This window comes from Eupransor demetentiae (genome assembly GCF_963930865.1).
Lineage (GTDB): Bacteria > Bacillota > Bacilli > Lactobacillales > Lactobacillaceae > Eupransor > Eupransor demetentiae.
Window position 1 is genome coordinate 77,327 of record NZ_CAWVOH010000003.1, and the last position, 22,814, is coordinate 100,140.

Below are 22,814 nucleotides of genomic sequence, written 5' to 3' on the forward strand. Positions count from 1 at the left end.
TCCCAAACGGGATGCTTTTTTTGATGATTATTTATCTTCGGACTTGTCTGACTTATTGTCGTCCTTGTCCTTGCCTGACTTCTTGTCATCGTCTTCATCGGCTTCTTCACTATCAAAGACACCGTTGCCGTCCGTATCCTGGGCGGGCTTTGGCAATTCCTTAACAGCGAATTCAGGGATGAAGGCGTTGTCGTAATCCAAGGCGGTGATTTGGAAGTTGGCGATTTGCATGCTGTCGCCAGCACGGAAATCAGGATCCTTCTTCAAAACGTAACCCGTCAAAGTAACGGCGTCGTCTTCGTCCAATTCCTTAACGCTAATACCGAAGTAACGCTGGAAGTCGTACAAAGTTGTCTTTCCAGAAACCTTGAAACGATGGTCACCCAGCTTTTCGATGTAGGCATCGGATTCATCATCCATTTCATCGCGGACAGAACCGAAGAGCTCTTCGTAGATATCCTTGTCGGTGATGATTCCGGCAGTTCCACCATATTCGTCGACTACAACGGCGATAGGGGAGCGCTTCATGATCATTTCGTCCATGACCGAGTGCAAATCCATGTTTTCAGGAACGGCGGGGATGTCACGCATGATGCGGGCAACCGATTCCTTGCCTGAAATACGGGCCTGGCGAACCAAGTCATAGTTGAAGACGTAACCCAAAACCTTATCCTTATCATTGTCAGCAACAACTGGGAAACGGGAATGCCGCTTCTTCAAGTACAAATCCACCCCTTGGTTGATTGAATCCGTAACATCAATGACGTCCATTGATGTACGGTCAATCATGATGTCCGCCGCAACCTTATCATTCATTTCAAAGGCACGTTGCATGAAGGTCAAATCTTCGTCGTCCAACTCACCAGCCGCTGCGGCGTGCTTGGACAAAGAAAGGATTTCAGTCTGTGAATAGATATCCTGATCGTTATCGACCGTAAAGCCAAGCAAGCGCGTTACGCCGTTTGACAAGTGATCCAAAATCCAAATCAATGGGAACAGGGTCAAGTGGAAGAAGCGGACCGGCTTAACAATAAGAAGCAAAACCTTAACGGGTTCTTCAATGGCGATGTTCTTAGGAACCAAATCAGTGAAGACGGCGTGAATAACCGTAAAGATGACAATGGCGGCCACAGAAGCAACTGGGTGAGCCATATCGGCAGGCAACAAGTGACTGCTTAAGATAATGTCAGCCACAGATTCTTCACCAAGCCAACCTAAGATCAGCGAAGTCAATGTAATTCCAACTTGAGCCGTTGAAAGATATTCAGTCAGGTGTTCCACCATGTGGATGGCTTGGCTGATGTTCTTTGAAGGCTTTGGACGGTCGTCCTGTAATGCTCGTAAGGCAGACAAACGTACCTTAACAAGAGAATACTCCGTTAGCGTAAACAGAATGGCCAATAACAAAATAAAGATGATAACAACAAATGTGGTTATCGAAGGACCGGTATCCAAAGTTTCTTACCTCGTTTCAGAATAAAATCAATAATGCCTCTATTATAGCAAATTTTAAGAGGACTGTTCGCTGTGAAAGTAGACAGTTGAATTCTCTTTGTACAATATTCACAATGACAAAAGCTAATTTAAACAATCCCAAGAGGATTTTCTAAAAAAATGAGGGCTTTTTGAGCGAATAAAATTGCATAAAATCAGGCCTCACATTCTTAAATTTCACAAAGTATTTTTTTTCGAAGCATCTTGCCCAGTAGTTCGGTTTTAACCGAACATTTGTTTTTGTGAGGACAAATATTGACCTTGAAGATTTACCTGAAAAGGCTAAACTGATAGTTGTCTTCACGAAAAAAATATAGAGAATATAAAGAAGGAGGCCAACTATGGCAGAAGTAAAGGTCTACACTAAAAATAACTGCGTACAATGCAAGATGACCAAGAAGTTCCTCGATCAAGCAGGAATTGGTTACGAAGAATTCAACATTGAAGAAGAACCACAATACGCACAAGAATTGAAGGATGCAGGTTTCCGCCAAGCCCCTGTCGTTATGGTACCCGGAATGGATTCATTTTCTGGATTCCGTCCGGATCAATTGAAGCAAATTAGCCAGATTACCGCTTAAGCTCTTTTTTTGTTGCTTAAATTTAGAAATGGAGAAGTGAATGTCGTTAAAAGATATCGATATTAACGAAGTGACCTACTTCGACTTGAATAACGAAGTTAATATCCCCAAGGACAACCAAATCCAATTGAGCAAGGACCAAGAAGCTTTGGCCGCTTTCATGAAGGAGAATGTTGAACCAAACGTTAAGCGTTTCCCATCATTAAAGGAACGTTTCGAATGGTTGTTTGAAAATAACTTCTTGGAACGCGACTTCATCGAAAAGTATGATCTTGCCTTCATTGAAAAGCTTTACGCTTTCTTGGAAAAGCAGGATTTCCACTTTGGATCCTTCATGTCGGCCTTTAAGTTTTATAACCAGTACGCTTTGAAAACCAACGATGGTGCCTACTATGTTGAAACTTATTTGGACCGTGTAGCGGCCAACGCGCTCTTCTTTGCTGCTGGTAACGAAGACTTGGCCATGTCCTTGGCTGACGAAATGATTCACCAACGTTATCAGCCGGCAACGCCATCATTCTTGAATGCTGGCCGTGCCCGTCGTGGTGAATTGGTTTCATGTTTTGTTTTGGAAACCACTGATGATATGAACTCGATTGGTCGTATCGTTAACTCCGCTTTGCAGCTTTCAAAGATGGGTGGGGGAGTTGGTATCAACTTGTCCAACCTACGTGAATCCGGTGCGCCCGTGATGGGCATAGCTAATTCTGCTGGGGGCGTTGTGCCCGTGATGAAGTTGTTGGAAGATTCTTTCACTTTTTCATCTCAAGTTGGGGCTCGTCAGGGTGCCGGCGTGGTTTACCTCTCGGTTTTCCATCCCGACATCATGTCTTTCCTTGCTACAAAGAAGGAAAACGCCGATGAAAAGGTCCGTGTTAAGACCCTGTCCCTTGGCTTGACCGTTCCGGACAAGTTCTACGAATTGGCTAAGAACAACGAGCAGTTGGCCCTCTTTAGCCCAGCTGACGTTCAGCGTGTTTACGGCGTGCCATTCAACTACGTTGATATCACGGCGGAATACGACAAGATGGTCGCTAACCCTGAAATTACAAAGCATTACGTGCCTGCCCGTAACTTGGAAGAAGAAATTTCAAAGTTGCAGCAAGAATCAGGTTATCCATACATCATTAACTTGGATACGGTTAACCGTGCCAATGCCACGGATGGCAAGGTGGTTTCATCAAACCTTTGTTCTGAAATTTTGCAGGCTGAAACGACGTCAACGCTTAACGATGAACAGATTTACACCAAGTTGGGTGAAGATATTTCATGTAACTTGGGTTCCATCAACATCGTCAACATGATGAAGACGCCGGACTTCGGTGCCTCTGTTGAAACGATGATTCGTGCCTTGACCTTCGTTTCCGATACGTCAAACTTGAACGTGGTTCCACCCGTTGAACACGGCAACAAGCTTAACCATGCCGTTGGTTTGGGAGCGATGGGCTTGGCTGCCTTCTTCGCGCAAAACCAGATGTACTATGGTGATGAAGAAGCCCTTGATTTCACCAATGTTTTCTTCATGACCTTGAATTTCTATTCAATCAAAGCTTCAATGCACATTGCTAAGGAACGCAAGGAAACTTTCCATAACTTTGAAAAGTCCGCCTATGCCGATGGTTCTTACTTCAACAAGTACCTGGAAGAAAACTGGCAGCCGAAGACTGATAAGGTTGCTGAGCTCTTTAAGGGCTTGGCTGTTCCAACGAAGGAAGACTGGAAGGAATTGCGTGCCGACGTGCAAGAGTACGGTATGTACAATGCTTACCGCCACGCCGTTGCCCCAACCGGTTCAATTTCTTACGTGAATAACACGACAGCTTCCTTGTTGCCAATCGTTAACCGCGTTGAAGAGCGCTCTGAAGGAATGATTGGAAAGGTTTATTACCCAGCCCCTGGATTGTCAAACGAAACCATGCCATACTTTAAGTCAGCTTATGACACGGATATGCGCAAGGTGATTGACGTTTACGCGACTGCTCAGCAGCACGTCGACCAGGGAATGTCCTTGACGCTCTTCATGCGTTCGACGTTGCCAGAAGGCATGTACGAATGGAAGAACGGCCGTACGAACAAGATGACGACGCGTGATCTTTCCATCTTGCGTAACTACGCCTTTAAGCAGGGCATCAAGTCCTTGTACTACATTCGTACCTTCACCGATGATAACCAAGAATCTGGTGTCAACGAATGTGAGTCTTGCTCAATTTAATTTAATGGTGGCTTTCGCCGCCGTACATAAGTAAACTTGAAAGGAGAAAAGGATGAGCCAGGTTAACGTTCTGTATACCTCAACCGAAGGCAATACAGAAGCATTTATCGACAAGCTGGCTCTGGAAGCCGAAAAGGCGGGCGATGATTTTCATCCACGAGCAATTGGGGATGAAACGGAAGTTGCAGTTGAAAAGCAGCCCTATGTCGCCCTTGTGCCCACCTATTTAACTGGTGGCACTGGAACTGGTCCGGAAGTGACCGAGATTTTCACCAACGCCCTTGGCGAATATATCGAAGAAGGCAACAATCAGCGCTATCTGCGCGGTGTTATCGGTTCGGGTAACCGCAACTTCAACGATCAGTACATTTTAACGGCCAAACGTTACGCTAAGAAGTTTAACGTGCCCTTAATCGACCATTACGAATTACGCGGTAGCAAGTTTGATGCCGCTCGTATTTACCCAAAAATCAAAGCAGCATTGGAGAGCAAACATGGAGCATAGAAAAAACGGCGCCTACATCGCCATTAATTGGAACCACATCGAAGACGAATTGGATAAGGCAACTTGGGAAAAGTTGACCCAGCAGTTCTGGTTGGACACGCGTATTCCAATTTCAAATGACTTGCGTAACTGGCGTCACGACCTGTCACAAGAAGAACGCGACTTGGTTAACTATGTTTTTGCTGGCTTGACTACGCTGGATACTTTGCAGTCACAAGATGGAATGGCTTCTTTGCGAGCCGATGCTATCAACCAAAAGGAAGAAGCCGTCTTGAACAACATCCAGTTCATGGAATCAGTTCATGCTAAGTCTTATTCTTCAATCTTTGAAACTTTGAACGACAAGGCCACCATTGATCAGGTTTTCGATTGGGCCGATACCAACGAATTTTTGCAGTACAAGGCGAACAAGATTGATGACATTTACTTGAATGGTACGCCTTTGCAAAAGAAGATTGCTTCTGTTTTTTTGGAATCCTTCCTCTTTTATTCTGGATTCTACACGCCACTTTACTATTTGGGCCACAACCGTATGTTGAACGTTGCCGAAGTCATCAAGTTGATTTTGCGTGATGAATCCGTTCACGGGACTTACATTGGCTACAAGTTCCAAATTGGCTTTAAGAAGTTGAGCGCCGACGAACAGGCTGAATTGCAGTCCTGGATGTATGATTTGCTCTACGACCTGTACGAAAACGAAATGAAGTACACGGCCTTGCTATACGACGGACTAGGCTGGACTGATGATGTCGCTTCCTTCTTGCGCTACAATGCCAACAAGGCCTTGATGAACATGGGACAGGATCCATTGTTCCCCGATACTGCCGAAGATGTTAACCCGGTCGTTATGAACGGAATTTCAACTTCAACGGCTAACCACGACTTCTTCTCAGGAGTCGGAAACGGTTATCTGCTTGGTGAAGTTGAAGCCATGGACACTTCCGATTACGATATTTAAGCACAAAAAAAGCGTTGAGCTCTTAGCTCAACGCTTTTTATTTAACGATTAAATTTCATCGCGGGCGAATAACTTGAAGTTCTTCTTCAAGTAACGGGCATAGCCTGGATAAAGACCAGCACACATGATAACCCATGCGTAGGCGAATAGGAAGCCACCAATCGTGTCAGTCAAGAAGTGGGCTGACAAGTACATACGAGATAGCATCAACATGCCACCAATCGTAAGCAAGAGCCACTTGACGATGATACGCGTTACGGCTGAGTTAATGTTGGGCGTCACCAAGATAAACATGATGAAGACAACCACGAAGAAGCCGAAGACGTGTTGGCTGGGGAAGGAAGGACCATTATCAGTCAAGAGATGACCGAGTGGACGTTCGCGATGCACGACGGCTTTAATGATACTTGTAGCAATATCACCAAACCCAAGTGTTAGAAGCGTCCAGAGGGCGGGGATCTTCAAATCTGCAAAGAAGAGAACGACGGCTAATAAGAAGACATAAATGATATCCATTGCCGGTGCTCCTAAGAAGGTCGCAATTGCCATGACAATGTCACCGTAAGGCGTTTGCACACCAGCCCAGAACTGACGAACAGTCTCATCGATTTGAGAAGGAAAAGCAAAGTTGGTACCAACGAGGACTGCAAGAATCACCGCCGCGATGATGGCGAGGATTGCCCGGCGTTTTTGTTGAGGCATTACTGCAATAATCATAAATTTGATTTCTCCAAGACTAAAGTTACTTATGTTAACAGTATAACTGTCACAAGCGGGCTAGACAAGGACAAAAGGAGTGAGCTGGCATAAATTGCTCGTAAAAATAAAAAAACCAGCAATTAAGCTAGCTTCTTACTTGATAACAGGGATTTCCTTGTTCTTACCCTTGGCCCATTGCTGCAAAAGTGCAATGTTTTCTTGACGCTTCTTCTTCTTGGCGTCATGACCAACCTTACGGGCACGAGCAAATGAATTAAGCGGTGTCTTTTCAGCCATAATCGTACTCCTTATATTTAAAGTTCTTTTCAATACAAAAGTAAATTATACTTTAAAGGTAGCGTGAATTCAAGTGTTATAATATCGCTATGGAAGAATGGACTGACAAAGAAATTCAGGGCTTTCGTAAAGCCCTTTTAGATTGGTATGATCAAGAGGGCCGCCACGACCTTCCTTGGCGGAAAAAACGCGATGCCTACGGTACTTTGGTGTCAGAATTGATGCTGCAGCAAACGCGCGTGGATACCGTTGTTGATTACTACAATCGTTTTATGGAAGCTTTGCCAACGGTGGAAGCTTTGGCGGCCGCGCCAGAAGACCAGGTTTTGAAACTGTGGGAAGGACTGGGCTACTATTCACGAGCTCGCAACTTACAGAAGGCGGCCAAGTACGTTGTCAACGACTTGCACGGTAACTGGCCTCAGTCTTCCGATGACTTGGCGGAGTTGCCAGGCGTGGGTCCTTACACGGCAGCCGCGATTGCTTCCATGGCCTTTGGCGAAGTTGTGCCTGCACTGGACGGCAACATGTACCGTGTCTTTTCTCGTTTGCTTGAAATTGATGCCGATATTGCTCAGCCCAAGAGTCGCAAGATTTTTTATCAAGCGGTCGCACCAATCGTTGATCCTGAACAGCCAGGCGACTTTAACCAAGCCATTATGGATTTGGGTTCTTCTTATATGAAGACAAAGAATCCGGATACCCTACACTCGCCCGTTAAAGAGTACAATGCCGCCTATCGTGACGGGATTGAAGAGCAGTTCCCGGTTAAAAGCAAGAAGGCCAAGCCGGTTAAAGTTTTGTACCAAGCCCAGGTCACTCGCCGGGGCGAGAAGCTTCTTTTTGAAAAGCGACCAGCAGAGGGCTTGCTCGCCAACTTCTGGACTTTTCCGCTTAAGGAAATCAATTCGGTCGAAGATCTGGCTGGCGAACAACTACATATTAAACCCGTTGTCCACGTATTTTCCCACCGTCGTTGGGAAATTTGGTTAACGGCCATTGACCAAGCCGAACCCAAGGAAAATCAACGCTTTTTCAGTCCGGAAGAGTGGCAGGCTCTTTCCTTGCCCAAGGTTCAGCACAAATTAATTGATAAACTACATGAGGTTGACGATGTTTCCGAACACTAATTTAAAAAAATTATTTTATTGGACGATTGAATTGCTGGCGCTAGCCGTCTTGCTCTTCATCGCTAGCCGCCTCGACTTTTTGATGCGGCCCATTTCGCTCTTTATTGGAACGGTTTTCATGCCGCTTTTGATTTCAGGCTTCTTGTACTACGCCTTGAAGCCAATTTTGAAGTTGGTCGAGCGCATTAAAATCAAGGACTGGCAGTTGCCCCGTCCTTGGGCGGTGATCATTACTTTTGTTTTCTTCCTATTAGTGGTGGTGGGCGCCGTCATGATTTTCGTGCCGATTATCCTAAATGAAATTACGAATTTGATTAAAGCCGTGCCAAGTTTGGTTAATCATGCCCGAACTTGGACGACGGAGATTATTAATTCCCGTTGGTTTGAACGCTTGAACATTTCGGTTTCAAGTTCTGATGTGCAGCGCAATGTTTCCAAATACGCTTCATCCTTTGTTTCGATTACTGCCGGTACTTTGAAGACGGTGCTTTCAACCGCTACGACGGTCACCATCAACATCTTCACGATTCCCATTATCTTGTTCTATATGTTGAACGATTCAAACCGCATGGTGCCGGCCTTGCAGAAGCTTTTCCCAGCACAGCGTAACGAACAAGTTGCGGACTTGGCCGGTCAGATGGACCGCACCATCGAGCGTTACATCTCAGGCCAAGCCGTTCAAATGCTCTTCGTTGGTTTTTCCATGAGTATTGGTTACGGTTTGGTCGGTTTGCCTTATATTTGGTTGCTCGGTTTCATCGCTGGGGTGGCCAACATCGTTCCTTACGTGGGACCTTGGATTGGTGTTATCCCGGCCTTGATTGTGGCTGCGACGATGTCTTGGAAACAAGTGGTCTTCGTTTTGATTATCATGGCAATCGTCCAGCAAGTGGTCGGTTCGATTATCTATCCTAAGATGATTGGAAACGCCTTGAAGATTCATCCTTTGACGATTATGTTGCTTTTGCTAGGGGCCGGAAATATCTGGGGAATCCTGGGTATGATTCTGATTGTGCCGGTTTATGCCATTGCGCGAACTGTCTTGCTTTACATCTTGGCTATGCGCCGGGTAAATATCATCAAAAAAAGCGAATAAATTTCTTGACGTGTCTGCTGAATTTAGGTAATATTAAATGGTTGTTTCACGCCCTGCGGGTGTGGCGGAACTGGCAGACGCGCTGGATTTAGGTTCCAGTGGAGTAATCCGTGCAGGTTCGATTCCTGTCACCCGTATCCCAACAAATTTTTTGAATTTGTTGTTGAAGTACCTAATATTACTTGGTATAATATTTGAGTGCTTCAGATATGCCGACTTAGCTCAGTTGATAGAGCACCTCACTAGTAATGAGGGGGTCGCCGGTTTGAGTCCGGCAGTCGGCACTAGCAAAACCATCGATTATTCGATGGTTTTTTCTTTACCTAAAAAGGAGTAGCCCATGAATCCAGAGAAAAAAGAATTCGAAGTCTATGAAAGCGTCCTTTTCGCCAGCTTTTTAACCATGGCTGCCGGTGGTTTGGATGCTTATTCCTACTTGCTACATCACCAGGTTTTCTCAGGGCTACAGACGGGGAACTTGATTTTGTTTGGTCTGCACTTAGGTAAGGGCGATTGGCTGGGCTCTTTCCAGTACTTCTTGTCCCTGCTAGCCTTCATCATTGCTACCATGATTGTGCGTTGGGCACAGCACCATAACAAAGCCGTGGATCGCCAAACTGCTTTTGGCAAACGTTTGATTTTGATTGCTGAAATTACTTTGATTGCTTTGGCGGGGATCTTTACTTTACTGACGGAGAGCTTTTGGCCGACCATCTTGCTTTCGATGGCCGCCGCTGCCGAGTTACAAGAATTCCGCAAATTAAAAGGCGGTCCCTTCACGCCACTCATGATGACGGGAAATGTTCGCAAGATTTCGGAGGGGATGTACGACTGGTTCACGCTCAAGGATCGTACGGCACGCCGCCATGTTTTTGAAACGATCGCCATTGTGGGCGGCTTCTTCTTCGGCGCCTTCCTTGCAGGTTTGGCCGTTCGTTTCTTTGGTAATTGGTCGATTCTGGTGCCGATTTTGAGTTTAGTTTTGGCGCTGCTAGTTGATTTGGGTCATCGTTCAAATTGAAGATTTAATTAATTGCTAGTTAGTTCGATGTATAGGGAGCATGAATGGATTCAAAGACTAAAAAAGGCTTACTAATCGCGATTAGTGGGGCTGCTTGTTGGGGTGCTTCAGGTACCGTAGCAGAATATCTTTTTGCAGCAACTAAGATTCAGCCGATGTGGTTAGTAACGGTTCGCCTACTTGTGGCCGGCCTACTGCTGTTGCTTTTGGCTAAGTTACGTAAAATTGATGTTTTCGCTGTTTGGCGGCGACCTAGGTCTGCTGTCCAATTGTTACTTTTTGCACTCTTAGGAATGCTGCCATCCCAGTCCGCCTATTTTATGGCAGTCAAGACTGGAAATGCTCCAACTGCGACGGTGATTCAGTTTTTGGGCCCGATTTTTATTATTTTATATTTGAGTGTATCTCGGAAAGTTGTTCCAACTAAGCCCGATGCGTTGTCTGTTGGACTTGCGGTTTTGGGAACATTTTTCCTGGTAACCGGCGGACATTTAGACAAATTAGCGCTTTCTTCTAGCGCAATTTTATGGGGTGTTGCCGCTGGATTGGCTCAAGCAAGTTATACGTTGCTGCCTGGAAAATTGTTAAAGGATTATGATGAAATGACGATTGTGGGTTGGGGAATGTTGCTTGCAGGTATACCACTTTCAGGCAATTTAGGCTGGACAGCGCTCCCTCAATTTAACGTAAGCAGTTATCTTGGAATTGCTTTCATTATTATTTTTGGGACCATGGTTGCTTATTTCTTTTATCTATTGAGTCTGCGTTACCTGAAACCAAGCACGACGGGGATGCTCAGCTCTTTTGAACCTTTGACGGCAACTTTTCTATCGGTCTTATTTCTTGGCGTAACGTTTAACTGGGTTCAGGCGCTTGGAATCGGTCTGATTATCTCAACGGTTTTTATTTCATCAAGAACTTCAAAATAAAAAGACGACCCCGCAAGGTCGTCTTTTTATATAGTGCAGCCGGCGGGAGTCGAACCCGCACGTCCTAAAGCGGACACAGGATCCTTAATCCTGCGCGTCTGCCAATTCCGCCACGGCTGCATCTGATAACTCCTAAAATCTTACCCGGCTTGACCCTATTTGTCAAGCAGACTTAGGCAGTCAAAAGGCGAATTTTTTGATAAAATAGAGCTGATTGGAGATTTCAGATGAAGTTATTTAAATGGCGTCGCAGGGAAGAAAATGCCCAGAGCGACGAAGTTCAAGAACAAGTAGATTTTTTGCAGACAGAAAACGACACTTTGCTTGATCAGGTGGAGAGTTTGAAGTTAGACGTATCCGAGTTGACCGCTGAGAACCAGCGCCTTTTGGACCGCCTCAACCGTAGTAAGTTCCAGCGTAGTATCATCAAGACTGTTGGTGGTTTTCTAGCCTTGGTGCTGTCCTATATTTTGCTGATTTTGGTGCATGAAAATCCAAATCACATCGTTTGGCTGCTCCTAATCGAAGCAATCTTTATCTTTTTGATGTTGCGAGGTGATGAAAAATGAGTCAGTCATTTCACCGCGTACCCTTTGTTCTCGCCAACTGGAAGATTAACAAGCTCCAGGGCGAAGTGAAGGATTTCATCGAAAAAGTAAACGACAAAGTACCAGCTGCTGACGTGGTTGAAACGGGGATTGCGGCCCAGGATATTTTCTTGGCCGACATGATTCGTGAAACGGCGCAAAGTCCTGTTCAGGTTGTTGCTGAAAACGTTCACTGGGAAGATTCAGGAGCCTTTACGGGTGAAACTTCACCCCGTGCTTTGGCCGACATCGGCGTGAACTATGTTTTGATTGGTCATTTTGAGCGGCGTAAGTTCTTCAACGAAACGGATTCAACTGTTAACTTGAAGGTTACGGCGGCTCTGCGCAATGGCCTAAAGCCCATCATCGACATTGATGAAGATATGTCAGCTTACGCCCAATTCATGGATGCCGAGCCAGCGGTCGCACAGGTTGCTGCGGCCCTTGCCGGCGTTTCGGTTGACCAAATTCGTAACATTACGATTGCCTATGAACCAACCTGGGCCATCGGATCAGGCGAAGCTGCTTCGGCTGAGCAAGCCCAAAAGGCTGCCCACCTAATCCGCCAAACTTTGGCCCACTTGTATTCGCCATCGATTTCGGAAAAGGTCCGAATTTTATACGGTGGTTCGGTCAACCCGGATAATGCCAGTGAAATCATGAGCCAACCTGATATTGACGGTGTCTTGGTTGGAAAAGCAGCCTTGGATCCAGATCAATTTTTGAAATTAGCCCAGATTGCAAAGGGTTAAAAGACTTGTTAGCTCGGCATTTTGCCGGGCTTTTTTATTACTTAAATGATTGTTTATATTTTAACGTTTGAGTGTTACAATGACTTTGGATTTGTTTTTACAACCAACAATTAAAAGGAGAACAAAAAAACATGTCTTTAATTTCTGATATTGTTGCACGCGAAGTCCTTGACTCACGTGGAAACCCAACTGTCGAAGCCGAAGTTATCACCGAAGTAGGTGGTTTCGGTCGTGGTATCGTGCCATCAGGTGCTTCAACCGGTGAACACGAAGCGGTTGAATTGCGTGACGGCGACAAGTCACGTTACATGGGTAAGGGCGTTACTAAGGCCGTTGCCAACGTTAACGATGCAATCGCCAAGGCTTTGGTTGGTAAGTTTGATGTAACTGACCAACGTGCCATTGACCAAGCTATGATCGATCTTGACGGAACTCCTAACAAGGGTAAGTTGGGTGCCAACGCTATCTTGGCCGTTTCAATCGCTGCTGCACGTGCCGCAGCTGACGAATTGGGTATGCCTTTGTTCTCATACATTGGTGGTATGAACTCATACGTTTTGCCAACCCCTATGATGAACGTTATCAACGGTGGTGCTCACTCAGATAACAAGGTTGACTTCCAAGAATTCATGATTATGCCTATCGGTGCTCCTTCAATGAAGGAAGCTGTCCGTTACGGTTCAGAAACTTTCCACCACTTGAAGAAGTTGTTGGAAGCTGACGGTAAGGCAACTTCAGTTGGTGACGAAGGTGGATTTGCTCCTGACTTTGCCAACAACGAAGAACCATTGCAGTACTTGATTAAGGCCATCGAAGCCGCTGGTTACAAGCCAGGTAAGGACATCGCCATTGCGATGGACTGTGCTTCATCAGAACTTTGGGATGCCGACAAGAAGAAGTACGTTTTGCGTTGGTCTACTAAGGAAGAACTTTCAACTGCAGAATTCGTTAAGTACCTTGAAGACTTGGTTGACCGTTACCCAATCATTTCTATCGAAGATCCTATCGATGAAAACAACTGGGACGACTGGGCTTCAATCACTAAGGAACTTGGCAAGAAGGTTCAATTGGTTGGTGACGACTTCTTCGTTACGAACACTGAATACTTGGCTAAGGGAATCCGCATGGGTGCCGCTAACTCAATCTTGATCAAGGTTAACCAGATCGGTACTATGTCAGAAACCATGGATGCCATTGAAATGGCTAAGGAAGCTGGCTACACTGCTATCGTTTCTCACCGTTCAGGTGAAACGGAAGACACTACCATCGCTGACTTGGTTGTTGCTACTAACGCTGGCCAAATCAAGACTGGTTCAATGTCACGTGGAGAACGTACTGCAAAGTACAACCAATTGATGCGTATCGAAGAATTGCTCGGAAGCACTGCCAAGTACAAGGGTGTTCACTCATTCTACAACTTGTCAGCTGATGCTCGTGAAGCAATCATGGACAAGTAATTCTTATTTAAAAAGCGCCTGCGGGTGCTTTTTTTATTTGGATTTCGTATTATCTAAAAAAGGGACCTGCGTCCCATGAAATGGAGATGATACTGATGGTAAAACGCTGTAATTGGGCGCAAGCTAGTCTAAATGATGAAGACATGTTGGCCTACCACGACAAGCAATGGGGGAAGGCCCATCATGATGAGCAGCAGCTGTTTGAATTACTCTGCATGGAGATTTTCCAAGCGGGCTTGTCCTGGAAAACGGTTTTGCATAAGCAGGCTGCTTTTGAGGAGGCCTTTCATCATTTCGATTTAGCTTTTCTGGCCCAGCAGGGGGATGCCTTTGTGGCGGAATTGATGGCCAATCCAGCAATTATCCGCAACCGAATGAAGATCCAAGCCTGTCTGAAGAATGCGCGGTTATTGGTCGAATGGCATGCCCAAGGCCGGCAGTTAAATGATTTTCTCTGGTCCTTTACTGATGGCGAAATTCAAAGTCAGGTGAACTTGCCGGGTGAAACGCTACCGGCTAAAAGCGAATTATCGGAGCGTGTTACGAAGGGCTTTAAGCAAGCTGGCTTTTCCTTTATCGGGCCCGTTATCATGCAGTCCTATTTGGAAGCGACCGGTGTTTTGAATAATCATCAGGTTGACTGTGATTTTAAGTAAAGAAAAAAGCAAGCACATCATGTGCTTGCTTTTTTAGTGCGCGATCCGGGAGTCGAACCCGGATTGCAAGAACCGGAATCTTGCGTGCTATCCATTACACCAACCGCGCGAACTATTACATTGTATCCTATTTAACAGGGATTTCCAAGTAAGTCGGGTCGCCGATGGCAAAGGATAAGTTGTCCGAAAAATGGTTTCTAAGTTCGGCTTCGAAGTCCTTAATTTTTTCATCTTGGACGGCAACAATTTGGTGTACCTCAGTGTCAAATTGGGTGTCCAGAATATGATAGTCATGACTCTTTAGCCAGTAAGTCAGGGCGTCATTGTTCTTGTAATCAATATTGATGGTGACCTTGGTTTGAAAAAGACGTTCCACCATGCCGATGGCTTCCAAACCTTGGGCAGTTGTGCCAGCATAAGCGCGAATTAAGCCACCGGCACCGAGCTTGATACCACCAAAGTAACGCGTAATCACGGCTGCCACATTGCGGACGTGGTTTTTTTGTAGGACTTCAAGCATGGGGACGCCGGCCGTTCCAGAAGGTTCGCCGTTGTCGCTGTATCGCTTGATTTCGTCGTTAGGCCCGATGACATAGGCAAAGACATTGTGGGTGGCTTTGTAGTGCTTTTTGCTGATTTCTTCGACAAAGGCCTGCGCCTCTTCCTCGTTGTTCACTCGAGCGAAGTTTACGATAAAGTCCGATTTCTTAATAGTTTGTTCCCAAAGAGCCCTTTGGGGAGCGATTGTGAAAAAACGTTCCATGCTTCGTATTATAGCATGATGGCAAATGAAGAATGGTACGGCCGCCGCTTGGTGGTCCCAAAAATTGATTATGAAGCGACAATGGGGGAGGCAAGCGAAGCCATCGTCAAGGGCAATTGCACGCGCTGTGGCCAAAAGAATTTATTTGATCTGCCACGTGGCGAGCAGTACTGCCGTGCTTGTTTGAACTTGGGACGGGTGTCGACGCTAGATTATCTGGTGTCGCAGCCAGAAAGACATGCATTTGTTGGGCAAGCGCTGTTGACTTGGCAAGGACAGCTCACTGAACAGCAGACGGCGGTGAGCCAGGAATTAATAGCATCTTTAGAGGCTGGGCGTGATCACCTTGTGTGGGCCGTCACCGGTGCGGGTAAAACCGAAATGCTCTTTCCTCTTATTTTAAAGGCTTTGCAGAGCAGGAGGAGGGTCGCTTTGGTTTCCCCGCGTTTGGATGTGATTAATGAATTGGCCCCGCGAATAAAGGCCGCTTTTGAAGCGACCGATTTAATTGTTTTGCATGGGCAAACGGAGGAGCCCTATCGCTACACGCAGCTTGTTTTAGCAACGACCCATCAGTTGTTGCGCTTTTACCAGGCCTTTGACCTGATTATTGTTGATGAGGTGGATGCTTTTCCTTTCCGTGGTGATCCGACCTTGGCTTACGCTCTCCAAAATGCTCGTTTGTCCGACGGTACGGTGGTCTACCTGACGGCTACGCCCACGCCAGACTTACTAAGGCAGCACAAGCGAGGGCAACTGGCCTGTTCCTATTTGCCCTTACGCTTTCACCAACATTTGCTACCGGAGTTAAAAATAAAACGTGTTGGCAATTGGCGCAAAGGGGCGCCGGGGCACTTGCTGAAGTGTTTGCGGGAATTTCAGCAGCAACAGCAGCGTTTTTTGATTTTTGTGCCTAAGATTACTGATTTAGCGTTGGTTCAAAAATATTTGGCTGACTTTCCCGCCATGGTGGGGACAACGGTCTACGCTGCTGACCCGGACCGCATTGAAAAGGTGACCAAGATGCGCAATGGCGAGTATCAGTACCTGATCACCACCACAATCCTTGAACGTGGGGTGACTTTGCCTGGCATTGACGTCCTGATTTTAGGTGCTGATGACCCGGTTTTTTCAGCGAATGCTTTAGTGCAAATGGCTGGAAGAGTGGGTCGCAAGGCTAACCGCCCTGATGGCTTGGTGCAGGCCTATTGCCAGCAGATGACCTGGCCGGTTTGGCAAGCACGCAAGCAAATTCAGGATATGAATCGACGTGGTCAAAAACTAAAGGGGGAAGAATGAAGTGTTTACTTTGCAATCAGTATCAGCCAGCTGGGCAAAATATTTTTCAATTGTTGGGCATACTAGAACGGTCAGAATTTCTCTGTGAAAATTGCCAAGCTTCTTTTGAAGCTATCGAGTCAGGCTACTGTGATGGCTGTGGCCGTGCAGAGCCCGACCAAGTCATCTGCAGCGACTGTCAACGTTGGCGAGCTAAGGGGATGAAGCTATTGCAGCATCGTGCCTTGTACCGTTATCAGACGGGGATGCAAGATTACATGCAAGCCTACAAATTTCAGGGGGATTATGAACTGCGCAAGGTTTTTCAAAAGCAGATGAAAGGGTTCATTCGAAAACAGCAATACGATTTATTACTACCAATTCCAATCGCCGAAAAGACTTGGAAATGCAGAGGCTTCAATCAAGTGGAGGGGATGCTTGAGGGCCAAAAATATGCGCTCTTATTAGCCGTTGCCCAAGCCGAAAAAATTTCCCAATCGTTACATAATCGTCAGGATCGTATCAAACAGGCCCAGCCCTTTTTACTGAAGAATCCTGAGCAGGTTGCCGGCAAAAGAATCCTATTAGTCGATGATGTTTACACGACGGGACGAACCTTGTATCATGCTGCTGATTTGTGCTGGCAGGCCGGCGCCAAATCGGTGCGGTCAATTTCGCTAGCCCGCTAAATCCTGTGATAAACTAAAAGAAATCACTCTTGAAAGCAGGCCACCATGTCCCCTTTATTTATGATCGTCCTTACCATTCTTTCGATTTACTATACTTTTTACCTCATGCGTCCACTTAATTTCGCCAAAATTATGCCTTACACGCCCCGACAAGCAGCCATGCTAAAAGTGGTCCTGGCAACGGTGATTGGTTTCACCTTTTCGTCCTGCCTAATCACCATCGTGGGCTGGGCTATTCAGTTGCCGGGCAGCATTTTAAAGTCCTAAGCTCGGACCTGTCTAATCCAGACAAATGTGATATAATCTAAGAGATTATGTAAGTCTTTTTACTACTATTTAGAGCAGACTTAACTACTGTAATTGTTGGAGAAATAAGCATGGCAAAAGATATCGGAATTGATTTAGGAACTGCCAACGTTTTGATTTACGTTGAAGGGGAAGGGATTGTTTTAAACGAGCCATCAGTTGTGGCCATTGACGACAAGACTGACCGTGTTCTTGCAGTTGGTTCGGAAGCCTACCGGATGGTTGGGCGTACCCCAGGTAACATCCGGGCCGTTCGTCCTTTGAAGGACGGGGTTATCTCAGATTTTGATGTAACGGAAGCAATGTTGACCTACTTTGTGAACAAGCTTAACGTTAAGGGCTTCATGTCAAAGCCTAACATCATGATTTGTGCGCCAACCAACATTACTGAAATTGAACGTAAGGCAATCATTCAAGCCGCTGAAAAGGCTGGTGGAGCCAAGGTTTACCTGGATTACGAACCAAAGGTTGCTGCCATTGGAGCTGGTTTGGACATCTTCAAGCCGGTTGGTTCAATGGTGATTGATATCGGTGGTGGAACCTCTGATATCGCCATCCTTTCATTGGGTGACATCGTTGTTTCAGAATCAATCCGGATTGCCGGTGACCGTATGAACGTTGACATCGTCAACTACTTGAAGCGTCGCCACAACTTGGTTGTTGGAGAACGTTCAGCCGAAACGATTAAGATTGAAATTGGTTCAGCGTTGCAAAGCGACGATCCACAGACGATGGAAGTTCGTGGTCGTGATAACTTTGATGGTATGCCTGAAACGGTTACGATTAACGCCAACGAAATTGAAGAAGCCTTGCATGAGACTTTGGAACAAATCGTGGATGCCGCTCACTCTGCTTTGTCAAAGTTGCCGCCTGAACTAGCAGCTGACATCATTGACCGTGGGATTATGTTGACCGGTGGTGGTGCTCTCTTGACTGGTATGGACCGTCTTTTGGCCCAACATCTTGAAGTGCCTGTCTTTGTTGCCGAAGCACCTTTGAACAACGTTGCCAAGGGTACTGGTGCTTTGTTGGAACACATGATGACAAAGCCAAAGCGATAAGGTGGCCCCATGAGCAAAAAGAGTCAGAGCTATCAAGTTAAATTGAATCCCCAAGAAGATTTGGTTGAAGTTTTAATCAATGACGAATTGATTGGAACCATCCAAGAAGAAGCGGGATTATACAGTGGCTTAATTGGTGACCAAAGTGTTATCAATTCGGCTAAGTCAGTTGATGAAGCGCTACAGGCAATTTTGGCAAGTTTTAATTTATACCATTAATGGTCCAACGCTAAAAGAATCCTTTGCGTAAGCAAGGGATTTTTGTACATAATGCTAAATTTTTGATGAACAGGTGAAAAACATGCAACAGTCAGCCCATCGTTCGAGTCGATCTTCCGCATCTGAACTAGATTGGGGAATCATTCTAATTTTAATTCTCTTCTTGCTAATTGGCGTTTCTTCGCTATACCTAGCAATTGTTAATGGTGGCAAGGATGCTTCACCAATTCGTGCGGTTATTATGCAGTTACTCTACTGGGCGATTGGGGTTGGAGCAATTGTCTTTATTGTTCGTTTTGATGCTTCTCAACTGTGGCGTCTGGCACCGATTGCTTATGGTGTCGGGATTTTCCTTTTGATTGCGGTGCTCTTCTTTTATAGCCGTGGAATTGCCGCTGATACCGGCGCCAAATCCTGGATGGCGATAGGGCCCGTTTCCTTACAACCGTCTGAATTAGCCAAGCCAGCCTTTATTCTGATGCTGGCCAAAACCGTAGCGACTCACAACCGTCTTTTTCCTGTTCACACGGTTCGTACGGATTGGATGCTGATTGGAAAGATGGTCGGGGTTTTCTTGCCTTATGCCATCCTCATTGCTGCCCAAAACGATTTGGGAACTTTGTTGGTTTTCATGGCCATCTTGGGCGGTGTTACCTTGGTTTCTGGAATTACTTGGCGTATTCTGGGTCCGGTTGTTATTGCCGCTGCGGCCTTCGGGTCAACCTTGATTTTCCTGGTGACTTCATCCGTTGGTCGTAATATTTTGGGTGGTATGGGCTTTCAGGCCTACCAGTTCCAGCGTATTGATGCCTGGTTGCATCCTGCTCAAGATACCTCGAACGGTGGCTACCAAATGTACCAGAATTTGAAGGCGATTGGTTCCGGCCAACTCTTTGGTTCTGGCTGGGGAAATCTGCGCGTCTTTGTGCCGGTTCGTGAATCTGATTTGATCTTCTCGGTTGTTGGAGAAAGTTTCGGCTTCATTGGTGGCGCTTTCCTCATCATTCTTTACTTTGCCTTGATTTACTTGATGATCCGGGCAACTTTTAAGGCCCGCAATGCCTTTTACGCCTATATCGCGACTGGTGTCGTGATGATGGTGCTCTTCCACGTCTTTGAAAATGTCGGCATGAGTATTGGTTTGCTGCCACTGACTGGAATTCCTTTGCCCTTTATTTCGCAGGGTGGTTCTTCTCTCTTGAGTAACATGATTGGAGTCGGTTTAATCCTTTCTATCGGTTATCAGCAGCAAAGCAACACCTTTAACGAAGCAACAGGATTCTCAATCTAATGCAGTACTTAGCGGAAATAAAAAGTAAACTCGCCGAATTGCGCGATAAGAGCCAAAAGGGTCTGATTTTCGAATCCTTGGGCGAACTGATGACGGCCATTAAGGATGACGTTTCTTATGAAAAGGCTAGTCCAGTAATCCTTCCGGATGGCGGTGCTGAGGCACTCGAAGTCATCGAAAGCTATCAGGAACAATGGTCCCATGATAAGGAGGGTCTACACCGGCATGTCATCGCTGATGAGGACCTACCCCTGTTGTTGAACCAGTTGGCCAGTCCTCAGCCTAAGTATCGTGACACTGGCGCCTTCTTCTTTTTGGGTGGTGCAGTGCAAAACGGCCATTTAACCACTGACCAAATGTCCTGGTTAACTTCTGAAATGGTGCGCGATGATCAACTGTTTGCCCATCTTTTGGAAAGCCAGAATCAGGCCGCCTATCAGCGTTCCTACTCCTTGGCTTTGTTGGCTTTGCTCTTAAACGAAAACCGGATTGCTGAGAAGCCTTTCGTTTCTAAGAAGTTACTTGATCACATTGTTGACCAAGTTGCCTTAATTGCTTTGATGGAGGCCGATACGCGTGGCTTTGTTGATCAGAAGGGCTGGGTGCATATTTTTACCCACCTTTCCAATGTTTTGAACGAGCTTTTTCACATCAATACTCTGTCCCGTGCAGACAAAATCTTTTTGATGGCCGCCTTGATGGCCAACTTCCGTTCCTTGTCAACGCCCTTGACGATGGGCGAAGTGACCCGTATCATTACCACCTTTATGGACTTGATTAAGCGGCACGACATTTATGCCGAGTACTTCCTTACCAATTTGAAGCTCTGGCGTAAAGATATTGTCAACGAACCCTTTGTCCAGACCCGGCAACGTTGGCAGCAAATGTACAATCGCATGCAGTTCTTCCACGAAATCATTGTTTGTGGAGAAAAGGAAGTGCCTGCAGCGATTATGTCCTACGTATTAACCACTAAGAATTACTTATCATAAGAATGGAAGATGTTATGACGAAAAAAAATGTAGTGCTTTTGTTTGGCGGTAATTCATCGGAACACGACGTTTCGAAGCGTTCGGCGCAGAACTTTTATGATGCTTTGGAAGCGAGCGGCAAGTACAAGACGACCGTGGTTGCCATTGCGCAAAACGGTTACTGCATTGATCCAGACCGTTCGATGAAAATCATGCAGCAAGAAGACGAGCAGCCTTTGGTTGATGCTTACATGCAAGAAATTGACCAGAATGATATTTTGGCCCCAATCGCTGCCTTGCAACGAATTCCGGCCATCGATGTTTTCTTCCCAGTTGTCCATGGAAACTTGGGTGAAGATGGTACCTTGCAAGGGCTCTTCCGCCTCTTGCAAAAGCCATTCGTGGGTGCCCCTTTGCGTGGCCACGCCATTTCCTTCGATAAGGTGTTGACCAAGGAAATTTTGACGGTTAACAATATCCGTAATACGAAGTACCGTGTTGTTCAGCAGGATGAAGCCGACGAAATTTCATGGGCCGACATCGAAGCAGAGCTTGGTTCGGTAGTCTTTGTTAAGGCGGCTAACCAGGGTTCATCCGTTGGAATTTCCCGTGCCGACAACGAAGTTGACTTCAAGGCGGCGATGGCGGATTCCTTCAAGTACGATCACAAGATTTTGATTGAAGCGGCGGTTGAAGGACCACGTGAATTGGAAGTCGGTGTGATTGGGAACCAAGAACCGCTGGTTTCAGAAATTGGAGCGCACCACGTGCCCGGCCAGGAAAATGGTACGGGTTGGTACGACTACAAGAGTAAGTTCGTCGATAATTCAGCCGTTGAATTTGAAATTCCTGCACGCTTGCCAGAAGCCGTTACGGAAGAAATCAAGGAAATGGCTTTAAAGGCCTACAAGGTTTTGAATCTTTGTGGAGAGGCCCGAATGGACTTCCTGATTGATGCTGACAACGTGCCATATTTGGGTGAACCAAACACTTTGCCTGGTTTCACCAACATGTCGCTCTTCAAGCGTCTCTGGGATTATTCCAATATTGATAATGCCAAGTTGGCGGACATGTTGGTCCAATATGGTTTGGAAGAATTCGATTACAATAATGAATTGAGTTATGCCTTTGAAGCCCTTGGCGAAGAAAAGCTAGGAACTTTCAAGTCAAACAAATAAAAAAGCAGACCGTTGCGGTCTGCTTTTTATGTTGGGTTTAACGAACAATTAAAACATCAATTTGTGCTACGCGGCTAACGTAAGAAGTAACGGAACCTTCAACAAAGCGCTCAACAGCGTTTAGGCCAGATGCGCCCATGATGATTAGGTCGGCATTCAATTCTTTTGGCAAATCGCGAGCAATTTTTGACTTGGGGGAACCAAATTCGATAGTGTAATCCACGTTTTTGACACCTGCGTCAGTAGCTTGCTTGCGATACTTTTCCATGCTTTGGCGCGCTTGATCAGCCATGGCATCCACCATGTTGTTATCAAACGAAGATACACTTTCAAAAGCCTTCGGATCAATGACGTTTGCCAAGGTGATGATGGCTTGGTCCTGACCATTTACCATTTGAATTGCACGGTTCAAGGCTGCTTCGGATTCTTTGGAGCCGTCCATGGCTACCAGAATGCGTTGGTATTGTTGCATTTCAACTTCCTCCTCTTACACCCTCAGTATACCGCAAGACTTACTTACTGACTGCACAAAAAAGCCCATCCGAAGATGGACCACGGGTCATGCCCGGAATACTTCATTGGTACCGTTAATCGTTGCGCAGATTTTCCTCGAAAATTATCGAGGTGGGTGATTCAGTTAACCGCCAGACTACCGAAAGAAAGGGCTTGTCTTTAAGATTAACT

At 46.0% G+C, this 22,814-nt stretch carries 25 protein-coding genes and 4 tRNA genes; 22 read left to right on the forward strand and 7 right to left on the reverse strand.

Features of this window, described 5'->3' with window-relative positions; genetic code table 11:
* Positions 1 to 27 precede the first annotated feature (27 nt).
* Positions 28 to 1,455 carry a hemolysin family protein gene (locus ABSY64_RS06665; protein ID WP_349642309.1) on the reverse strand — a complete coding sequence of 476 codons (1,428 nt, stop codon included), beginning with the start codon at positions 1,453 to 1,455 and terminating at the stop codon, positions 28 to 30.
* Between the two features lie 380 nt (positions 1,456 to 1,835).
* On the opposite strand from ABSY64_RS06665, the gene nrdH reads away from it, so the two are divergent.
* The 4 genes from nrdH to nrdF are packed head-to-tail and all read left to right on the forward strand — an operon-like array spanning position 1,836 to position 5,750.
* The gene (gene nrdH / locus ABSY64_RS06670) at positions 1,836 to 2,075 is read left to right on the forward strand and encodes a glutaredoxin-like protein NrdH (RefSeq protein ID WP_349642310.1); all 240 of its coding nucleotides are present in this window, start codon (positions 1,836 to 1,838) and stop codon (positions 2,073 to 2,075) included.
* A gap of 40 nt (positions 2,076 to 2,115) precedes the next feature.
* On the forward strand, positions 2,116 to 4,287 hold the full coding sequence (gene nrdE / locus ABSY64_RS06675; protein ID WP_349642311.1) for a class 1b ribonucleoside-diphosphate reductase subunit alpha: 2,172 nt from the start codon (positions 2,116 to 2,118) through the stop codon (positions 4,285 to 4,287).
* A 52-nt stretch (positions 4,288 to 4,339) separates the two neighbouring features.
* The gene (nrdI, locus tag ABSY64_RS06680; protein ID WP_349642312.1) at positions 4,340 to 4,792 is read left to right on the forward strand and encodes a class Ib ribonucleoside-diphosphate reductase assembly flavoprotein NrdI; all 453 of its coding nucleotides are present in this window, start codon (positions 4,340 to 4,342) and stop codon (positions 4,790 to 4,792) included.
* Positions 4,782 to 5,750, forward strand: a complete 969-nt coding sequence (gene nrdF / locus ABSY64_RS06685; RefSeq protein WP_349642313.1) for a class 1b ribonucleoside-diphosphate reductase subunit beta — start codon at positions 4,782 to 4,784, stop codon at positions 5,748 to 5,750. The genes nrdI and nrdF overlap by 11 nt, the downstream gene beginning before the upstream one ends.
* A 48-nt stretch (positions 5,751 to 5,798) precedes the next feature.
* Here the strand turns inward: nrdF and ABSY64_RS06690 are convergent, their stop codons facing one another.
* Entirely contained in the window at positions 5,799 to 6,467 is a 669-nt protein-coding gene (locus ABSY64_RS06690; RefSeq protein ID WP_349642314.1) for a phosphatase PAP2 family protein, read from the reverse strand.
* Between the two features lie 135 nt (positions 6,468 to 6,602).
* Complete coding sequence (locus ABSY64_RS06695) at positions 6,603 to 6,746, reverse strand: hypothetical protein (protein ID WP_349642315.1); 144 nt, start codon at positions 6,744 to 6,746, stop codon at positions 6,603 to 6,605.
* 89 nt (positions 6,747 to 6,835) lie between these two features.
* On the opposite strand from ABSY64_RS06695, the gene mutY reads away from it, so the two are divergent.
* The 6 genes from mutY (at position 6,836) to ABSY64_RS06725 (ending at position 10,922) form a co-directional block, all read left to right on the forward strand.
* A complete protein-coding gene (gene mutY / locus ABSY64_RS06700; RefSeq protein ID WP_349642316.1) occupies positions 6,836 to 7,876 on the forward strand; it encodes an A/G-specific adenine glycosylase in 1,041 nt (346 codons plus the stop codon).
* Positions 7,860 to 8,972, forward strand: coding sequence for an AI-2E family transporter (locus ABSY64_RS06705; protein ID WP_349642317.1), 1,113 nt, complete (start codon positions 7,860 to 7,862; stop codon positions 8,970 to 8,972). The genes mutY and ABSY64_RS06705 overlap by 17 nt, the downstream gene beginning before the upstream one ends.
* 55 nt (positions 8,973 to 9,027) lie before the next feature.
* Positions 9,028 to 9,109: transfer RNA gene (locus ABSY64_RS06710), tRNA-Leu, on the forward strand.
* Between the two features lie 74 nt (positions 9,110 to 9,183).
* Positions 9,184 to 9,256 (forward strand) — tRNA-Thr (locus ABSY64_RS06715).
* 56 nt (positions 9,257 to 9,312) lie between these two features.
* Entirely contained in the window at positions 9,313 to 9,993 is a 681-nt protein-coding gene (locus ABSY64_RS06720) for a YoaK family protein (protein WP_349642318.1), read from the forward strand.
* A gap of 44 nt (positions 9,994 to 10,037) precedes the next feature.
* The gene (locus tag ABSY64_RS06725; RefSeq protein WP_349642319.1) at positions 10,038 to 10,922 is read left to right on the forward strand and encodes an EamA family transporter; all 885 of its coding nucleotides are present in this window, start codon (positions 10,038 to 10,040) and stop codon (positions 10,920 to 10,922) included.
* Between the two features lie 34 nt (positions 10,923 to 10,956).
* Here ABSY64_RS06725 and ABSY64_RS06730 read toward each other — a convergent pair.
* Positions 10,957 to 11,042: transfer RNA gene (locus ABSY64_RS06730), tRNA-Leu, on the reverse strand.
* 107 nt (positions 11,043 to 11,149) lie between these two features.
* On the opposite strand from ABSY64_RS06730, the gene ABSY64_RS06735 reads away from it, so the two are divergent.
* From ABSY64_RS06735 to ABSY64_RS06750, 4 genes are all read left to right on the forward strand, one after another.
* The gene (locus ABSY64_RS06735) at positions 11,150 to 11,491 is read left to right on the forward strand and encodes an SH3 domain-containing protein (RefSeq protein ID WP_349642320.1); all 342 of its coding nucleotides are present in this window, start codon (positions 11,150 to 11,152) and stop codon (positions 11,489 to 11,491) included.
* Positions 11,488 to 12,261: a triose-phosphate isomerase gene (gene tpiA / locus ABSY64_RS06740; protein WP_349642321.1), complete on the forward strand. Its 774-nt coding sequence runs from the start codon at positions 11,488 to 11,490 to the stop codon at positions 12,259 to 12,261. Before ABSY64_RS06735 ends, tpiA begins: the two co-directional genes overlap by 4 nt.
* A gap of 131 nt (positions 12,262 to 12,392) precedes the next feature.
* Positions 12,393 to 13,718, forward strand: coding sequence for a phosphopyruvate hydratase (gene eno, locus ABSY64_RS06745; protein ID WP_349642322.1), 1,326 nt, complete (start codon positions 12,393 to 12,395; stop codon positions 13,716 to 13,718).
* Between the two features lie 95 nt (positions 13,719 to 13,813).
* Positions 13,814 to 14,374, forward strand: coding sequence for a DNA-3-methyladenine glycosylase I (locus ABSY64_RS06750; protein WP_349642323.1), 561 nt, complete (start codon positions 13,814 to 13,816; stop codon positions 14,372 to 14,374).
* A 37-nt stretch (positions 14,375 to 14,411) separates the two neighbouring features.
* Here the strand turns inward: ABSY64_RS06750 and ABSY64_RS06755 are convergent.
* Positions 14,412 to 14,483: transfer RNA gene (locus ABSY64_RS06755), tRNA-Arg, on the reverse strand.
* A gap of 18 nt (positions 14,484 to 14,501) precedes the next feature.
* Positions 14,502 to 15,137, reverse strand: coding sequence for a YigZ family protein (locus tag ABSY64_RS06760; protein WP_349642324.1), 636 nt, complete (start codon positions 15,135 to 15,137; stop codon positions 14,502 to 14,504).
* A gap of 18 nt (positions 15,138 to 15,155) precedes the next feature.
* Here ABSY64_RS06760 and ABSY64_RS06765 point away from each other — a divergent pair, with 18 nt between their 5' ends.
* The 8 genes from ABSY64_RS06765 (at position 15,156) to ABSY64_RS06800 (ending at position 22,130) form a co-directional block, all read left to right on the forward strand.
* Positions 15,156 to 16,436, forward strand: coding sequence for an ATP-dependent helicase ComFA (locus ABSY64_RS06765; RefSeq protein WP_349642342.1), 1,281 nt, complete (start codon positions 15,156 to 15,158; stop codon positions 16,434 to 16,436).
* Positions 16,433 to 17,104, forward strand: coding sequence for a ComFC family protein (locus tag ABSY64_RS06770; protein ID WP_349642325.1), 672 nt, complete (start codon positions 16,433 to 16,435; stop codon positions 17,102 to 17,104). Before ABSY64_RS06765 ends, ABSY64_RS06770 begins: the two co-directional genes overlap by 4 nt.
* A gap of 45 nt (positions 17,105 to 17,149) precedes the next feature.
* On the forward strand, positions 17,150 to 17,371 hold the full coding sequence (locus ABSY64_RS06775; protein WP_349642326.1) for a DUF1146 family protein: 222 nt from the start codon (positions 17,150 to 17,152) through the stop codon (positions 17,369 to 17,371).
* Between the two features lie 110 nt (positions 17,372 to 17,481).
* Positions 17,482 to 18,471, forward strand: coding sequence for a rod shape-determining protein (locus tag ABSY64_RS06780; RefSeq protein WP_349642327.1), 990 nt, complete (start codon positions 17,482 to 17,484; stop codon positions 18,469 to 18,471).
* 9 nt (positions 18,472 to 18,480) lie between these two features.
* Positions 18,481 to 18,690 (forward strand): DUF2969 family protein, encoded by a 210-nt coding sequence (locus ABSY64_RS06785; RefSeq protein WP_349642328.1) that lies wholly within the window; start codon positions 18,481 to 18,483, stop codon positions 18,688 to 18,690.
* 82 nt (positions 18,691 to 18,772) lie between these two features.
* Positions 18,773 to 19,981 (forward strand): FtsW/RodA/SpoVE family cell cycle protein, encoded by a 1,209-nt coding sequence (locus ABSY64_RS06790; RefSeq protein WP_349642329.1) that lies wholly within the window; start codon positions 18,773 to 18,775, stop codon positions 19,979 to 19,981.
* Positions 19,981 to 20,973, forward strand: coding sequence for a DUF2785 domain-containing protein (locus tag ABSY64_RS06795; protein WP_349642330.1), 993 nt, complete (start codon positions 19,981 to 19,983; stop codon positions 20,971 to 20,973). The genes ABSY64_RS06790 and ABSY64_RS06795 overlap by 1 nt, the downstream gene beginning before the upstream one ends.
* 14 nt (positions 20,974 to 20,987) lie before the next feature.
* A complete protein-coding gene (locus ABSY64_RS06800) occupies positions 20,988 to 22,130 on the forward strand; it encodes a D-alanine--D-alanine ligase family protein (RefSeq protein WP_349642331.1) in 1,143 nt (380 codons plus the stop codon).
* Between the two features lie 37 nt (positions 22,131 to 22,167).
* On the opposite strand, the gene ABSY64_RS06805 is transcribed toward ABSY64_RS06800, so the two are convergent.
* A complete protein-coding gene (locus ABSY64_RS06805) occupies positions 22,168 to 22,602 on the reverse strand; it encodes a universal stress protein (protein ID WP_349642332.1) in 435 nt (144 codons plus the stop codon).
* Positions 22,603 to 22,814: the final 212 nt, after the last annotated feature.

Bases quoted from the DNA above. Each gene is read 5' to 3' on its own strand.
- ABSY64_RS06725 (WP_349642319.1), top strand. From the start codon at position 10,038: ATGGATTCAAAGACTAAAAAAGGCTTACTAATCGCGATTAGTGGGGCT.
- ABSY64_RS06770 (WP_349642325.1), top strand. From the start codon at position 16,433: ATGAAGTGTTTACTTTGCAATCAGTATCAGCCAGCTGGGCAAAATATT.
- ABSY64_RS06735 (WP_349642320.1), top strand. From the start codon at position 11,150: ATGAAGTTATTTAAATGGCGTCGCAGGGAAGAAAATGCCCAGAGCGAC.
- ABSY64_RS06760 (WP_349642324.1), bottom strand. From the start codon at position 15,137: ATGGAACGTTTTTTCACAATCGCTCCCCAAAGGGCTCTTTGGGAACAA.
- tpiA (WP_349642321.1), top strand. From the start codon at position 11,488: ATGAGTCAGTCATTTCACCGCGTACCCTTTGTTCTCGCCAACTGGAAG.
- nrdI (WP_349642312.1), top strand. From the start codon at position 4,340: ATGAGCCAGGTTAACGTTCTGTATACCTCAACCGAAGGCAATACAGAA.
- nrdE (WP_349642311.1), top strand. From the start codon at position 2,116: ATGTCGTTAAAAGATATCGATATTAACGAAGTGACCTACTTCGACTTG.
- ABSY64_RS06775 (WP_349642326.1), top strand. From the start codon at position 17,150: ATGTCCCCTTTATTTATGATCGTCCTTACCATTCTTTCGATTTACTAT.
- ABSY64_RS06780 (WP_349642327.1), top strand. From the start codon at position 17,482: ATGGCAAAAGATATCGGAATTGATTTAGGAACTGCCAACGTTTTGATT.
- ABSY64_RS06750 (WP_349642323.1), top strand. From the start codon at position 13,814: ATGGTAAAACGCTGTAATTGGGCGCAAGCTAGTCTAAATGATGAAGAC.
- nrdH (WP_349642310.1), top strand. From the start codon at position 1,836: ATGGCAGAAGTAAAGGTCTACACTAAAAATAACTGCGTACAATGCAAG.
- ABSY64_RS06765 (WP_349642342.1), top strand. From the start codon at position 15,156: ATGGCAAATGAAGAATGGTACGGCCGCCGCTTGGTGGTCCCAAAAATT.
- nrdF (WP_349642313.1), top strand. From the start codon at position 4,782: ATGGAGCATAGAAAAAACGGCGCCTACATCGCCATTAATTGGAACCAC.
- ABSY64_RS06805 (WP_349642332.1), bottom strand. From the start codon at position 22,602: ATGCAACAATACCAACGCATTCTGGTAGCCATGGACGGCTCCAAAGAA.
- ABSY64_RS06705 (WP_349642317.1), top strand. From the start codon at position 7,860: ATGTTTCCGAACACTAATTTAAAAAAATTATTTTATTGGACGATTGAA.
- ABSY64_RS06790 (WP_349642329.1), top strand. From the start codon at position 18,773: ATGCAACAGTCAGCCCATCGTTCGAGTCGATCTTCCGCATCTGAACTA.
- ABSY64_RS06720 (WP_349642318.1), top strand. From the start codon at position 9,313: ATGAATCCAGAGAAAAAAGAATTCGAAGTCTATGAAAGCGTCCTTTTC.
- ABSY64_RS06690 (WP_349642314.1), bottom strand. From the start codon at position 6,467: ATGATTATTGCAGTAATGCCTCAACAAAAACGCCGGGCAATCCTCGCC.
- ABSY64_RS06695 (WP_349642315.1), bottom strand. From the start codon at position 6,746: ATGGCTGAAAAGACACCGCTTAATTCATTTGCTCGTGCCCGTAAGGTT.
- ABSY64_RS06800 (WP_349642331.1), top strand. From the start codon at position 20,988: ATGACGAAAAAAAATGTAGTGCTTTTGTTTGGCGGTAATTCATCGGAA.
- ABSY64_RS06785 (WP_349642328.1), top strand. From the start codon at position 18,481: ATGAGCAAAAAGAGTCAGAGCTATCAAGTTAAATTGAATCCCCAAGAA.
- ABSY64_RS06795 (WP_349642330.1), top strand. From the start codon at position 19,981: ATGCAGTACTTAGCGGAAATAAAAAGTAAACTCGCCGAATTGCGCGAT.
- eno (WP_349642322.1), top strand. From the start codon at position 12,393: ATGTCTTTAATTTCTGATATTGTTGCACGCGAAGTCCTTGACTCACGT.
- mutY (WP_349642316.1), top strand. From the start codon at position 6,836: ATGGAAGAATGGACTGACAAAGAAATTCAGGGCTTTCGTAAAGCCCTT.